This is a genomic window from Candidatus Pelagibacter sp. Uisw_127, assembly GCF_047722515.1.
GTDB lineage: Bacteria > Pseudomonadota > Alphaproteobacteria > Pelagibacterales > Pelagibacteraceae > Pelagibacter.
On the sequence record NZ_CP159815.1, the window covers coordinates 871,020 to 884,004 of the forward strand.

Annotated in this window: 15 protein-coding genes; 4 read left to right on the forward strand and 11 right to left on the reverse strand. The window is 31.2% G+C overall.

Annotated features, from left to right (window positions below; all coding sequences use genetic code 11):
* Nucleotides 1-10: 10 nt before the first annotated feature.
* A complete protein-coding gene (locus tag ABXT65_RS04825; RefSeq protein WP_415322658.1) occupies nucleotides 11-1,312 on the forward strand; it encodes an MFS transporter in 1,302 nt (433 codons plus the stop codon).
* Here the strand turns inward: ABXT65_RS04825 and ABXT65_RS04830 are convergent.
* Complete coding sequence (locus tag ABXT65_RS04830) at nucleotides 1,309-2,490, reverse strand: NAD(P)/FAD-dependent oxidoreductase (protein WP_415322660.1); 1,182 nt, start codon at nucleotides 2,488-2,490, stop codon at nucleotides 1,309-1,311. The two genes, ABXT65_RS04825 and ABXT65_RS04830, sit on opposite strands and share 4 nt — an antisense overlap.
* Nucleotides 2,491-2,506: 16 nt before the next feature.
* Nucleotides 2,507-2,713, reverse strand: coding sequence for a SlyX family protein (locus ABXT65_RS04835; RefSeq protein ID WP_415322662.1), 207 nt, complete (start codon nucleotides 2,711-2,713; stop codon nucleotides 2,507-2,509).
* 131 nt (nucleotides 2,714-2,844) lie between these two features.
* Between ABXT65_RS04835 and ABXT65_RS04840 the strand changes: the two genes are divergently transcribed.
* From ABXT65_RS04840 to ABXT65_RS04850, 3 genes are all read left to right on the forward strand, one after another.
* Entirely contained in the window at nucleotides 2,845-3,330 is a 486-nt protein-coding gene (locus ABXT65_RS04840; protein WP_415322664.1) for a YajQ family cyclic di-GMP-binding protein, read from the forward strand.
* Between the two features lie 260 nt (nucleotides 3,331-3,590).
* Entirely contained in the window at nucleotides 3,591-4,358 is a 768-nt protein-coding gene (locus tag ABXT65_RS04845; RefSeq protein ID WP_415322666.1) for a hypothetical protein, read from the forward strand.
* A 102-nt stretch (nucleotides 4,359-4,460) separates the two neighbouring features.
* A complete protein-coding gene (locus ABXT65_RS04850) occupies nucleotides 4,461-4,688 on the forward strand; it encodes a hypothetical protein (RefSeq protein ID WP_415322667.1) in 228 nt (75 codons plus the stop codon).
* A 376-nt stretch (nucleotides 4,689-5,064) separates the two neighbouring features.
* Here the strand turns inward: ABXT65_RS04850 and ABXT65_RS04855 are convergent, their stop codons facing one another.
* From ABXT65_RS04855 to ABXT65_RS04895, 9 genes are all read right to left on the reverse strand, one after another.
* Nucleotides 5,065-5,799, reverse strand: a complete 735-nt coding sequence (locus tag ABXT65_RS04855) for an NUMOD3 domain-containing DNA-binding protein (protein ID WP_415322668.1) — start codon at nucleotides 5,797-5,799, stop codon at nucleotides 5,065-5,067.
* Nucleotides 5,800-5,841: 42 nt separating this feature from the next.
* Complete coding sequence (locus tag ABXT65_RS04860) at nucleotides 5,842-6,258, reverse strand: Rap1a/Tai family immunity protein (protein ID WP_415322670.1); 417 nt, start codon at nucleotides 6,256-6,258, stop codon at nucleotides 5,842-5,844.
* A 3-nt stretch (nucleotides 6,259-6,261) separates the two neighbouring features.
* Entirely contained in the window at nucleotides 6,262-6,702 is a 441-nt protein-coding gene (locus ABXT65_RS04865) for a hypothetical protein (protein WP_415322671.1), read from the reverse strand.
* Nucleotide 6,703: 1 nt separating this feature from the next.
* Nucleotides 6,704-7,210, reverse strand: a complete 507-nt coding sequence (locus tag ABXT65_RS04870) for a hypothetical protein (protein ID WP_415322673.1) — start codon at nucleotides 7,208-7,210, stop codon at nucleotides 6,704-6,706.
* Between the two features lie 522 nt (nucleotides 7,211-7,732).
* The gene (locus tag ABXT65_RS04875; RefSeq protein ID WP_415322675.1) at nucleotides 7,733-9,124 is read right to left on the reverse strand and encodes a hypothetical protein; all 1,392 of its coding nucleotides are present in this window, start codon (nucleotides 9,122-9,124) and stop codon (nucleotides 7,733-7,735) included.
* A gap of 83 nt (nucleotides 9,125-9,207) precedes the next feature.
* Entirely contained in the window at nucleotides 9,208-9,582 is a 375-nt protein-coding gene (locus ABXT65_RS04880; RefSeq protein ID WP_415322677.1) for a hypothetical protein, read from the reverse strand.
* Nucleotides 9,583-9,585: 3 nt separating this feature from the next.
* Nucleotides 9,586-10,098: a hypothetical protein gene (locus ABXT65_RS04885; RefSeq protein ID WP_415322678.1), complete on the reverse strand. Its 513-nt coding sequence runs from the start codon at nucleotides 10,096-10,098 to the stop codon at nucleotides 9,586-9,588.
* Between the two features lie 713 nt (nucleotides 10,099-10,811).
* Nucleotides 10,812-11,867 carry a threonine aldolase family protein gene (locus ABXT65_RS04890; RefSeq protein ID WP_415322680.1) on the reverse strand — a complete coding sequence of 352 codons (1,056 nt, stop codon included), beginning with the start codon at nucleotides 11,865-11,867 and terminating at the stop codon, nucleotides 10,812-10,814.
* 5 nt (nucleotides 11,868-11,872) lie between these two features.
* The gene (locus ABXT65_RS04895) at nucleotides 11,873-12,985 is read right to left on the reverse strand and encodes a serine/threonine protein kinase (RefSeq protein WP_415322682.1); all 1,113 of its coding nucleotides are present in this window, start codon (nucleotides 12,983-12,985) and stop codon (nucleotides 11,873-11,875) included.

Genomic DNA, 12,985 nt, shown 5'->3' on the forward strand with positions numbered 1-12,985 from the left:
GGTCAATTTTATGAATAAAGTTTTAAAGAATTCTTGGGCATTGTTTTTAGGTATGGGTTTTCTTATGATGGCCTATGGTTTTCAAGGCTCACTCTTGGGTGTAAGAGCTGTGCAAGAAGAATTTAGTCTAGCAGCAACTGGCTTTATGATGTCGGGGTATTTTGTTGGATACTTCATTGGTGCATCAACAATTCCTAATCTTATATCTCGTGTTGGTCATATTAGAGTTTTTGCGGCTTTTGCATCTTTAGCATCTTTAGTGATCTTGGTTCACTCAGTTTTTATTAATCCTTATGTTTGGTTTGTTTTAAGAGTTTTAACAGGAATAAGTATGGTCTGTATTTACACTGTCGCTGAAAGTTGGTTAAACGATAGGTCAACCAACAAAAATAGGGGAAGTGTCTTGTCTATTTATATGGTTATTTTATATGGTTCAATGGGTATAGGAATGTTTTTATTAAACTTTAGTAGACCTGAGAATTATGAACCTTTCATATTAGTTTCAATTATTACGTCTATAGCTCTTATACCAATTCTATTAACTAAAAAAAAACCACCTACATTTAAAAAAATTAAAGGTATGCCTTTAAAAGAACTTTATGAAACTTCACCTTTTGGAATGGTAAGTGCTCTTTTTTATGGAACAATTCAATCTGCATTATTTACATTGTTGGCAGTTTATGCGGCATCAATGAATTTTACTATATTTCAAATATCACTTGTAACATTTCTTTTAGCAATTTCTGGTGCTATTTCACAATACCCGATTGGAAAACTTTCTGATAAATATGATAGAAGGAAAGTAATAGTAATCTCAACTTTTGGTGCATCTATTTTTGCGCTTTTTGCTATTATATCATCAGGTCAAATGTATTTACCAGGGGCCCTAGCCACCAGTAAAGTGTTGTTTTTTATTTTTTTAATTTGTTTTTCTATTTGTAGTTTACCAATGTTCTCTTTAATTTGTGCTCACACTAATGACTACATACCAAAAGAAAAATTTGTGGCGGCTGGTGCTGGTATACAATTTACATTTGGTTTAGGTGCAATGAGTGGTCCATTTCTTTGTTCAATTTTTATGAATGTAGTTGGTTCTAATGGATTTTTTATATTTTTACTTTTCTTTCATGCTTTAATAGGAATCTTTGGTATTTATAGAATGAAAGTTAGAGAAACAGTTGAAAACCCAGACTCTCAATTCGTTGCTATGCCTTCAACCATCACTCCTGCAGGAATTGAATTAAACCCAACGACAGAACCTATCGAAGAACCAGTGAAAACTGAAGATACTCAAGTAACAACTAATCTTTAAGCATATCGGCCTGCCACATAACCAGAAGACCATGCCCATTGAAAATTATAACCACCTAAATGGCCTGTCACATCAACAACTTCACCAATAAAGAATAGACCTGGGTGCTTCTTTGACATCATTGTTTTAGATGAAATTTCTTCAGTATCGATTCCTCCTAAAGTGACTTCCGCCGTTCTATAACCTTCAGACCCAGTTGGATTTATAGCCCATGCATTTATAGAATTACTCAGCTTATTTAATACCTTATTTGATAATTCACATATATTTCCACTAACATTATTTTCATTGCAAATAATATGAGCTAATCTTTTAGGAAGAATTTCTGAAACTATAGCGTTTATATCATGTTTAGGATTAGAGTTTTTTCTATCACTTAGGAATTTAACAATATCTAGTTTAGGAGACAGGTTAATCTTAATGTCATCTCCTAATTTCCAATAAGAAGAAATTTGTAAAATAGAAGGTCCACTTAAACCTCTGTGAGTAAACAACATGCCCTCCTCAAAGAAGATCTTTTTAAATGATACAACTGCTTCAACAGACAGCCCTGTAAGCTCCTTACACATAGCAAGTATTTTTTCACTAAATGTTAAAGGTACTAAGGCAGGTAATGTTTCAACAATATTTAGATTAAATTTTTTAGCAATATCATAACCAAATTTACTTGCTCCAATTTTAGGAACAGATAAACCACCAGTAGCAATAATCAATGAATCGCAAAAATATTTATCAGAACTAATAGTAATAAAATATTTATCTTCTTGTTTATCAATATCTTCAATTATTGTCTCTTTTTTTAAGACTACATTTGCCGTTTCACATTCTAAAAGTAGCATATCAATGATTTGCTGTGCACTCTCATCACAAAAAAGTTGCCCTAATTTTTTTTCATGAAATTTAATATTATGTTTCTTAATTAAATCTATGAAATCATTTTGTGTGTACTGACTCAATGCAGATATTACAAATTTAGGATTATTTGAAATAAATTTACTAGGGTGAGTATGAATGTTTGTAAAATTGCATCTTCCTCCACCAGATATACGAATTTTTTCACCTATTTTTTTTGCATGATCTATTAAAAGTACTTTTCGACCACGCTTGCCAGCTTCTATAGCACTCATCATGCCTGCTGCACCCGCACCGACTATAATAACATCATATTTTTCTGTCATGAATTAATTATAAAATTTAATAATGTGGTGGTTTTGTATCTTCTTTATTAATACTAGATTCAATTCCGCTATCTAATTCTTCAATTCTTTTATTAAGATTGGAAACTTCTTTTTTTAATCTCATAATTTCTTTTTGCTGGGAATAAAGTTCATTACTCATTTGAGACATTTCTTGCTGTAGAAAAGTAATCTGTTCTTCTAATTTTTTAACTAAGTTTTCCATAAATCATAACTTATTGCTTCATTCAGAGTAAATCAATTGGTCAATCCTAGTAGCTTTTGTTAATGTAATAGTAATGCTAATAGAGATTGTTCTAATCAAAAAATACATTATTATATGAGATATTAAAAATTATGCCTACATTTGATGTAATAAGTAAAATTAATTATCCGGAATTTGATAATGCTCTTGCTAATTGTTTAAGAGAAATTGGTAATAGATATGATTTTAAAGGACTTAAGATTTCAATTGAAAGAAAGGATAAGATAATTACCACACTAGCACCGGATGAATTAAAATTAAAACAAGTAAATGAATTACTACAAATTCATCTTATAAGAAGAAAAGTAGATCCTAGAGTAATAATTATTAAAAATTCAGAAAGTGCCGCAGGTACATCCATCAGACAAGTCAGTGAATTAGAAGAAGGTATTAGCCAAGAAAATGCTAAAAAAATTATTGCTGATATAAAAAAACTAAAACTTAAAATTCAAATTAAAATTCAAGGAGAGGAATTAAGAGCTGAAGGAAAAAAAAGAGATGATCTTCAAGAAGCGATATCTGCAATAGAAGCCATTGATATTGGTCTCCCAATTGAATTTGTAAACTTTAGAGATTAATTCCATTTTAATGAATAAAGAAAACGCAAGTAAACTGTGTAAAATGATACAGGAAGCTGGACTTTATTTACGTCGTTTGCAGGACAACCTAACCCACACTAACCTACATTAAACTACAGTACTTATGCGAGTAATTAAAAATTAATTTAAAATAAATCACTTAAAGACTCATCAATTTAAACAACAAACTAGGACAAAAACTAGAACTTTTTGAGATAAATCAAATAGTCAATTCTAAAGGTTTTTGATAACATTTTATTATGAAAAAACTTCTATCGATTGTAGTTCTGGGTTTGTTGTTGGGTGGGAGTGCTAATGCTGATGGTTATCTATTTTCAGAAGCTCTTTTTACTGATGGGGACATAATTACTGAAAAAGATCCAACCACTTTTGAGAATATAGTATTTATAAAAAAAAAAAGAATAAAGTGGTGGGACAGAAGAAATGGCATTAAACAAAAATCTTTTAAAGCTTTTATTTTTAAAGCAACATTTTTGAAAGGAAAAAGAGATATTATAATCCGAGTAAATGCTGAATTTGAAACAAAGAGTAAAGCCGAAGAACAAGCCGTAAAATATGCTAAAATAATAGGTCAATTACCAAATTTTTTAAGAACTAAAAATCTTAAAACTCTAACCATACACAAAGGAAACAAAGAATGGGGAGGTGGAAATAATGATATACTTATTCATACCGACCATTATGTAGGTAGATTAAAAAAATATATAGAGGAGGTAGCAATTCATGAGGCTGCTCATACATCACTTGACCCACAATGGCACGGATCAATTAAGAGATCTAAATGGAATAAAGCAATCAAAGCAGATAATAAATTTGTTTCACCATACGCAAAACGATTTCCTAAAAGAGAAGATATTGCTGAAACTATTAATTGGTGGATTGCTGTTAGATGTAAATCAGACAGGATCTCTAAATTAACTTATGAAAAAATTATTTTAGGAATACCTAACCGATTAAAGTATTTGGATGAACAGAACTACGACACCTATCCATTGGTATGTAAATAAATGAAAAAACTTTTAGGGATTTTGGTTCTTGGTTATAGGATTTTATGGGACAACTAGGACAAGAACTAGAACTTTTTGAGATGTTTCAAAGTTTTATCTAGTATGAATGAAGATAACCGGCGTAAATTGTGGATTTTAATACAGGAAGCCGGCCTTTATTTAGTGGGTCAGTTACCAAGCCATCCTAACCACCCTAAAGGAAGAAACCCCTACGCTCATGTTGCTCTATGTGTCAAAGAGAAGTTTGGCAACTCATATAAAGATATTCCTGATGAAAAGTTTCAAGAAGTTGTTGATTACATTAGCTTTTTGAAAGAGAACCCAAGTTAAGCAAGAGAACATTTTGTTCTCACTCGAATAAGTGTCTGGTTTGTGTCTGGTCTGTCCCAGATAATCCTATAACCCAGAACCACGATCCCTAAAAGTTTTTTCATAATCAAACATTAGCACTGTGCCAATAATGTGACCAGATTAAAAATGTTTAAAGATTATTGTTGCACACAAAGGTTTATTTAAACTTTAGCAATTGATTTGTAATCAATAGGTCCGCGGTTCGAATCCGTGCGGGGGCACCACTTCCTTAATAAAATCAACGTTTAATATTTTTAAAAAGTTAAATTTCTATTCTGACTGTGCTCATAGTGTGCTTTGATTGTGTATAGAGTGTGTATGGATTGTGTAGCAATCAAGTAGTCGTTTATTTTGTTTAAAATTTTTTGTTCCAAGGAATTCTACCTTTCAACCAAGGTTTAGGCTTGCCTAATTGCCACTCAGACATTTTTTTTTTAGTTTCAACGCTATGCTTCTTTCCCCACAAAGGATGATTTTTTCCACTTTGGGCTTTTGACATTTTTTTTCTAGTTTCTTTAGAGTGGGTGTAGCCTTTTCTAGATTCTTTAATTCTATCAATTTCTTTTTTTGTTTTTTTTCTACCTTTTGCTAAATCTGCTAACTTTCTTTTAATCTTAACACTATGAGTTTTTCCATACATTGGATTATTTTTTCCTGCCATGGATTTTGATTTATTTCCTTTAAATTTTTCAGAATGTTTTTTTCCATAAAAACTATTTCCAGTACCAGTTTGTCTTTTTGAAGCTTCTCTTTTTGTTTTTAATGTTGGTTGGATTTGAGGATATGCCGCTCTATTAATCCAAATATTTGATTTAATAGTATGTTTTTTATTATAATTTAACTCATATTGAATCGACTCTTCAATTGTATCGAAAGTTGCGTGAAGTGATATCTTAAAGTTTTTTGGGTTTTTTCTAAATTCTTTTTTGAACAATCTGTTGCTGCTGAAATAAAAATTTCCAAAATCTTCCTTTGGTGTTTTTTTTAATTTAACATTTCTCCATCTGACACCAAAATATTTTTTTCCGTCTTTTAGCCTTGTTAATATATAGCAATATGGTTTAACTTTATTAAATTCTTTGGTCTTCATTTAATTATATTGAACCCAGAACCACGATCCCTAAAAGTTTTTTCATTTTTTGCATGGAAATAATTCTTTTGCAGCATCACTTATACTTAACATCGCCAAATCATTATTTTTTTCAGGATTTCTTTCCATGTAGTTAATATAAATATTAATAAATTGGTTTAATGTTGTTTTAGTAGGAATACATGCTCCTAACATTAAAAAAGTATCTTTATCAGTTTTGACACCCATGCTTTCCATTTTAACTTCAAATTGAGCATGTCTTATAAGTGCGTTTTCCCACGCACCTTTAAAATAAAATTTGCATGTATATGAATCAAAAAGTTCATCTTTTGATTTATCTTTGTCAGACATTGCAATTTTGCAAGCATCTAGCATAAATTTTGATGAATCAACTTCTTTTGAATTTGCAGTTGAAAAACACAACAAACCCAGAACCACGATCCCTAAAAGTTTTTTCATTATCTAAAATTTTTTTTCTTCTCTATCAACTTTTTTACACTCACCAGTAAATGAAATTCCTTTACCTCTAGAGACAAATGATAAAACTCCAGAATACCTATCTATAGTCATTGAAGGTTTATTAACAAAATTTAATTTAAACTTACCACTAATTGAACTTTCTAAAATTTTTAAATCATAAATTTCATATTTATTATTAGCTTTCTTTATTCTTTTACGAGGTAATAAATGCATTGGCATCTGTATCCAGTTACCTTTATTGCCAATAGATACATTAACAATTGAATTAGTTTCTTCGAAGTACCTTAATTCAGAAGTTGATCCTGACTGACTCATTGTTTTTGATTTAGATCCTATTCCTTCACAAGTAAGGTTAAGATTCGCACTATAAGCATTCCCACTCAACACCAAACCCAGAACCACGATCAATAGAAGTTTTTTCATGTTAAATAGAAACTTGTTTCCCAAAAATTAAGGCTTTTCTTTTCTTTAAAATTTGCAATTCTTCGTGCGTATAAGGCTCAACTTCTTTAACTAAGGCAATCTCTTTTGCCATCTCCAATAATTCTTCTTTGTTTTTTTTACCCTCATATTTTTTAGTAATTTCCATACTTTGAGAAACTCTAGTTTTAATCACGTCTTTAATATCATCATCAAAACAGGCTGTTTGCATCGCAGCTACCTGACATATTTGTTTAAAATTATCATCATTATTTCCAGATAACGCGAGAGCAAGTAAAACACCACGTATTACACCTGGCTCATATTTAAGATGTTTGCTGTTATAAAAATTATTATCATTAAATATTTCACCATTCTCTAATTTAGTATCTCCAGCAATTACTCCTGCCCAATAATCTTTAACCTCGTTTTCAAAATCATTAGGTTCGCCAATATCTAAATCTTTATTTGGCACACTTTTTTTTGTTTTAAAAATATCAAAAAAACCCATGCACAACCCTACCAAACGTCTAATCAGGTGTCTAGGTGATGGAATGAGGGTTAATGAGCACTCGGAAAAGTGTCTGGTTTGTGTCTGGTTTTGTCATTAAAATTGCTTAATGTTTACGCCAGGTCTATTTTAATAACACTGCAAGCATAAGGGTTTTGGGACCTAAAGGGACTCGAAGGGGAAGGTGGTTTTTTACTATTGCTCTTTGTGTCAAAGAGAAGTTTGGCAACTCATATAAAGATATTCCTGATGAAAAGTTTCAAGAAGTTGTTGATTACATTGAACATTTGAAAGAGAACCCAAGTTAAGCAAGAGAACATTTTGTTCTCACTCGGAAATGTAGACAGTTTGTAGACAGTGTATCCTATAAAATCCTATAACTGATAAGCATGGTCTGTAATTCCCATTCCCGTTGCCTGTTACTTTGTGGGGGTAGCCTGGTTTAGTGCACCGGGTAACAGTCTATTTATTTTAGAAAATATTAAAATTAAAAAAATGATAAAAAAGTTTTTCACCTTATATTTAATTTATTTGTTTACCTTCTTTAATTGGATCTAATATTAGTTTTTTGTGATTATATTTATATTTGCTATTATTATAATGGAGTGAATTAATAACCAGTATTCTTGAATTTTCTACATCAATTAAAATAGTATTCCCACCATAGCCACCCATGCCAAATATAATTTTGTCTTTTAATCCTGGATAATCCATATGAAATTGACCTCCATATGATGATGTTTTACCAAATGCTGGTTCATTTACATTTACCCCCCCTTTTGGAATTCTTCTTTTGTGAATTTCTTTTAAATATTTTCCAACACAAGTATCATTCTGATAATCATCCATTATAGCTTTTGCTATTCTAAGGTAGTCAAATCTTGTTGCCATTATGTTGGGATGACCATTTCCATTTTTTTCTTGAAAACTAGTATAGCCATAACGAATGCTATTTTTGATCTTTATTTTATCGTTGAAAACTTTGCTATAAAATTTGTCATAATCTCCACCGATTTTAAATTTCATATAGTTTAAAATTAACTGAGTAATAAATCCATTATAATTGTATCTTTCCTTAGATTTTTTTGTATTTTTGTTTCTAAAGTGTGAGCGCATGGTTGTTTCAATATCCCTATCTTCATATGCGCCTAATTTACTTGTACCATCTGCAAATTCATCGATATATTTTTGATCACCAGTATTCATATTTAAAAAATTAATTAATTTTTGATCATGATAAAGTGAATCTTTTATTACAGGCCAGTCATTTACTCTTGCATCAACTCCATCAATATAACCCTCACATATGGCATGACCTAATAAATAAGAAGTTACTGACTTACCCATTGACATTGAATAAAATTTCGTTTCATTATTTAAAAATTCTCCCAGTCTTTCTTTAGGAGAAAATTCGTCAATCAATACTTCCCCATCTTGGTAATATAAATAGCTTAGGATACCTTTAGTTTTCATTTGTTTTTTTAAAAATTTATCTTCAATTAAATTGAATTTAAAATCGTAGGAATTATTTGTCGGTTTAAACTCTTTTAAATGTGAACCTCTATCTCTATAAGAATATTTCCATAAATAATAAATCAGGGTGTCTCTATTTGGGTTTGAATGATAAGCAATATTAGTTGATGAAAATGCTTTATTATCTATCTTGATATTTAGATTGTTCAACGTTATCATTTTTCCTTTGGGATAATTCCCACATTCTTCATTTAACCAAGCATCACTATTTCTTTTATATTTTGCACAAACATCAACCTTAGCACCCTCATCTTTTAAATATTGAGAGTGGCCATTTTCCAAAAGCCATTGATTGAATTGATTTTGTTCGTTGAACTCAGAAGCAAATAGATTGCTTGAAGTTAATAAGCTTAAAGTAAGAATTATAATTATTTTTTTCATGAACCCAAACCCTAACAAATAAAAATTTAGGTGTCTAGGTGATGGAATGATGGTTAATTAATAAGAGAATGCTTAGACAAATTTTATTCAATATACCCACTTTTAGCATCACATTTATAATGCTCTAAAAACTTATCATTTTTATAATCATACTTAGACATCGTCATAGTGGGTTTTGTATCCCCTTCAAATACAACCATTTGAAAACCTAATTCATAATTTGCAAATCTTGCAGTCACATGGTTTTCACCAATATCTAATTTGCTGGCTTTAATCATGACAAATTCATCCTTTTCTTTATCAAAGTATTGAAGCCCTACTGCTTGTAATGTGAACTTCAAAGGGTCATACTTTCTTCCTAAGACTGATTTCATATTAAGACATGAAATATTCAAACCTTGGTCAGCATTTGAGGTTGTTGGTAATAGTAATAAGACAATTATAAGAATTCTTAACATTATCTAACTATCCAAATGATTAATAGTTTCACAAAGCTTATTAGCCTCTAATACAGAAGGCACAAGCTTATCTAACTTCCAGTTGTTAGTGGTTATATCAAAATACTTGGCAGCTTTAAAATCGATACCATCCACTATCTCAATTTCATACTTATTCTCTTTCTTATAAAAATTGTTTAAACGATGGATGTATTCTTTAACAGGAAACTCTCCTAAGGAAAAAGTAACTCTAAAACCAATTAAAAATGGATTAACTGCCTGAACTTTAGCTGTAAAATCTTCTCCATTAATTTTAATTGGAATATTTTTACCCTCTAATTGATATATATCACCAGGTTTTTCATAAGTGACAAAGGTAAAATTATTATAGACAGTTTCACAGTTTTCTCTCGATCCTATAAAGAAATTTAAGCTATCCCCATGAACTACTTCACCACTAACCCTTGCATAAGATAGAGTTTCATACCTATCTATCGTCCACTCTTCTTCAGCTTGTGCTTGGTAAGCAATTATCATTAAAAAAAGGATTAAATGGGCTGAAACAAAGATAAGGAACCGCTTCAAGACTTTAGCTCCGCATTTATACCGATTTTTTTGAGGGTTCTAATTATTTTATCCCAGACGATAGAATTATGGTCACTTGGGCTAATTTCAAATTTAAAAGTTTGTTTGTAGACTGGGCTGCAGTTATCGTAAGCTATATAAGCACTTACATGACAGTATTTATTAATACGGTCTATTTCCATATATCAAAACTCCTATTATTGGTTGTATTTTTTAAGGTAAGTAATTTGTAGTTTGTAATGGTTTCACTCCTCTTCCAATCAAGAGGTCTACGTAAAGAGGAATATAAGGAAAAAAAACGTAAACGCGAAAAAAGGAATGAAATCCAATGCATGATTCTATTTAGATCATTAATATTTGACTGCACTAAGTCTGAAATATGTTAACAAAAAGTTTTATTGTTTGTTTCTAGTTTTCCCACTCGAAAATGTTTCTAGTTTGTTTCTAAGTTTCTTCATTAAAATTGCTTAGTGTTAACACCAAGTCTTTTTTAATAACTAAGTAAGCATAAGGGTTTTAGGCTGTCAGGGGGTGTCGAGAGTCAGGTGTTATTTTACTATTACTCTTTGTGTCAAAGAGAAGTTTGGCAACTCATATAAAGATATTCCTGATGAACAGTTTGAAGAGGTTTTAAAATATATTGAATTTCTTAAAGAAAATCCAAACTAGTTTTTTTGAGAAATTGTTTCTAAAAGTTGATCAACATCACTCTCTTTAGTATTCCAAGCAGCAACAAGTCTTACCGCTTTTCCATCAAGCTCTTCTTGATTCATTTTATAACCTTCTGAATTAAGGTGCTCAATAATAGGTTTTGGAAATTTTGCAAATACTTCATTTGCTTCTGTAGGATAGGCTAATTCAATGTTCTGATTAGCATCTAATCCTTCACTTAATTTTTTTCCCATCTTATTTGCATGTTTTGCATTTCTTAGCCAAATATCATTTGAAATATAAGCCTCTAGTTGAGCTGAAACAAATCTCATTTTTGAAAGTAAATGTCCTGATCTTTTCATTAAGAAGGGAAGATTGCCTACTAATTCTGGTTTAAAAAATATAATTGCTTCTGCTGCGATACATCCATTTTTAGTTGCACCAAAAGATAAAACATCTATTCCGGACTTCCATGTCATCTCAGCGGGAGTGGCGCCTAAAGATACCAAGGCATTAGCAAATCTAGCTCCATCCATGTGCATTTTTAAATTATGCTTATGAGTGATTTCAGATATGGCTGCAATTTCATCTAATTGATAAACTTCGCCTGTTTCACATAATTGAGTAATACTCACTACAGAAGGCTGGGTGTGGTGTACGATACCAACTCCTCCGATATTTTCAGATAACTCTTCTGGTGTAAATTTTCCATTAATTCCATTTAAGGGTACAAGTTTTGCACCACCTGTATAAAATTCAGGGGCCCCACATTCATCTGTATTGATATGTGAATGTTTGTGACAGTAAATACTTCCAAAAACTGGTGTCATTGCTGATAAAGCTAAAGCATTAGCGGCTGTACCTGATGCAGTTGGATAGACAATCACATCTTTTTCAAAAATTTCAGAAAACTTATTTTGTAAGTTCGTTGACCACTCATCATTACCATATGGAGTACTGTCTCCTTCATTTGCTTTTATAATTGCATCTAAAACTTCAGGACATGCACCCGCTACGTTATCGGATGCAAATTTAACTCGCTCTCTTTTAGTTTTAATTTTAGATGGCATAAATATTATTGTTTTGGAAAGTAATCTTTTAGCTCTCCTTCACGGTAAACATCTGCTGTACAACAATGAAGACCTCCACCAAATGCATAAGCATCTCTCATGTCAACTGGAATCACTTCCATTCCCAATTTATCTAATTGCTCCTGTTGATAAACTTCACTTTTTTCAACACATACTGTTTTAGGGTCTAGCACTAAAACATTCATAGATAACCAAGTAGACGAATAACATAAGGGTGGTGGCTCATTATGTGCTGGTTGCGCTGAATCTATAATTTCCCATCCATTGTTTTCAAATAACTTTCTTTGTTCTTTTGGAAGTTTTCTTTGAGGGTTATTAATAATTAAACCTTCTTTAATTGGAGTAAATGTTGCATCAATATGGATTGGATAAGGATCACCTGGAAAATTTACTGCATGAACTCTATGATCTTTATAGTGTCTTTTCAGCCAATCTATTCCTTTAAGGTTTGTTGTAAAACCATGCTGAACTACTAAATCTTTACCAAATCTTAAAACATCAGCTGCATCAAATAAAGGTTCCTCTTCTGTTGTTACAAAAAATTTATCTTCAGTCCATTCTAGTCTTTTTTGAATTCCAATTTTATCAGATAAATAATCTTTTCTATAATCCTCATCAGTTAACCTTGGTTTAGGTGCAGCTTCGTGTCTCATATTAGGATCTTCATCATAATATTTTTTCAATAAGGGTCTGTAGCAAAGGTATTCAAACCATCTACACCTGTAAGACATCGTAGCTTCTAAAATTTCACTTCCCACAGTTAACAAAACATCTCTAGGCGGCATACATCCAAACATTGTTTCTGCTTCCCAGTCGGGTGTTGATGTTTTTTTACTAAAATCTATTGGATCTGGTCTATCTACTTTTATACCTCTTTTAATTAACATATCTGAAAAGTCGTCTAACAACTGATTTGCTTTATCAACTGTATCTTTTGTTCTTGGTCCAAACTGACCTCGCATATCTGAGTCTTCTGGAACCTTGGCATCTAATGCTGGTTCTGGAGCCGGTATACAAGTATCGTCAGCCTTACCAACAATTACATGTTTTAAAGGATCCCATTCATTCCAACTATTAACTACAGTTTTTTCACTCAT

What these genes read in the sequence shown, in the direction of transcription:
- ABXT65_RS04870 (WP_415322673.1), bottom strand. Translation starts at nt 7,210, where the DNA reads ATGGGTTTTTTTGATATTTTTAAAACAAAAAAAAGTGTGCCAAATAAA.
- ABXT65_RS04860 (WP_415322670.1), bottom strand. Translation starts at nt 6,258, where the DNA reads ATGAAAAAACTTTTAGGGATCGTGGTTCTGGGTTTGTTGTGTTTTTCA.
- ABXT65_RS04845 (WP_415322666.1), top strand. Translation starts at nt 3,591, where the DNA reads ATGAAAAAACTTCTATCGATTGTAGTTCTGGGTTTGTTGTTGGGTGGG.
- ABXT65_RS04890 (WP_415322680.1), bottom strand. Translation starts at nt 11,867, where the DNA reads ATGCCATCTAAAATTAAAACTAAAAGAGAGCGAGTTAAATTTGCATCC.
- ABXT65_RS04875 (WP_415322675.1), bottom strand. Translation starts at nt 9,124, where the DNA reads ATGAAAAAAATAATTATAATTCTTACTTTAAGCTTATTAACTTCAAGC.
- ABXT65_RS04825 (WP_415322658.1), top strand. Translation starts at nt 11, where the DNA reads ATGAATAAAGTTTTAAAGAATTCTTGGGCATTGTTTTTAGGTATGGGT.
- ABXT65_RS04850 (WP_415322667.1), top strand. Translation starts at nt 4,461, where the DNA reads ATGAATGAAGATAACCGGCGTAAATTGTGGATTTTAATACAGGAAGCC.
- ABXT65_RS04865 (WP_415322671.1), bottom strand. Translation starts at nt 6,702, where the DNA reads ATGAAAAAACTTCTATTGATCGTGGTTCTGGGTTTGGTGTTGAGTGGG.
- ABXT65_RS04885 (WP_415322678.1), bottom strand. Translation starts at nt 10,098, where the DNA reads ATGATAATTGCTTACCAAGCACAAGCTGAAGAAGAGTGGACGATAGAT.
- ABXT65_RS04895 (WP_415322682.1), bottom strand. Translation starts at nt 12,985, where the DNA reads ATGAGTGAAAAAACTGTAGTTAATAGTTGGAATGAATGGGATCCTTTA.
- ABXT65_RS04840 (WP_415322664.1), top strand. Translation starts at nt 2,845, where the DNA reads ATGCCTACATTTGATGTAATAAGTAAAATTAATTATCCGGAATTTGAT.
- ABXT65_RS04880 (WP_415322677.1), bottom strand. Translation starts at nt 9,582, where the DNA reads ATGTTAAGAATTCTTATAATTGTCTTATTACTATTACCAACAACCTCA.
- ABXT65_RS04835 (WP_415322662.1), bottom strand. Translation starts at nt 2,713, where the DNA reads ATGGAAAACTTAGTTAAAAAATTAGAAGAACAGATTACTTTTCTACAG.
- ABXT65_RS04855 (WP_415322668.1), bottom strand. Translation starts at nt 5,799, where the DNA reads ATGAAGACCAAAGAATTTAATAAAGTTAAACCATATTGCTATATATTA.
- ABXT65_RS04830 (WP_415322660.1), bottom strand. Translation starts at nt 2,490, where the DNA reads ATGACAGAAAAATATGATGTTATTATAGTCGGTGCGGGTGCAGCAGGC.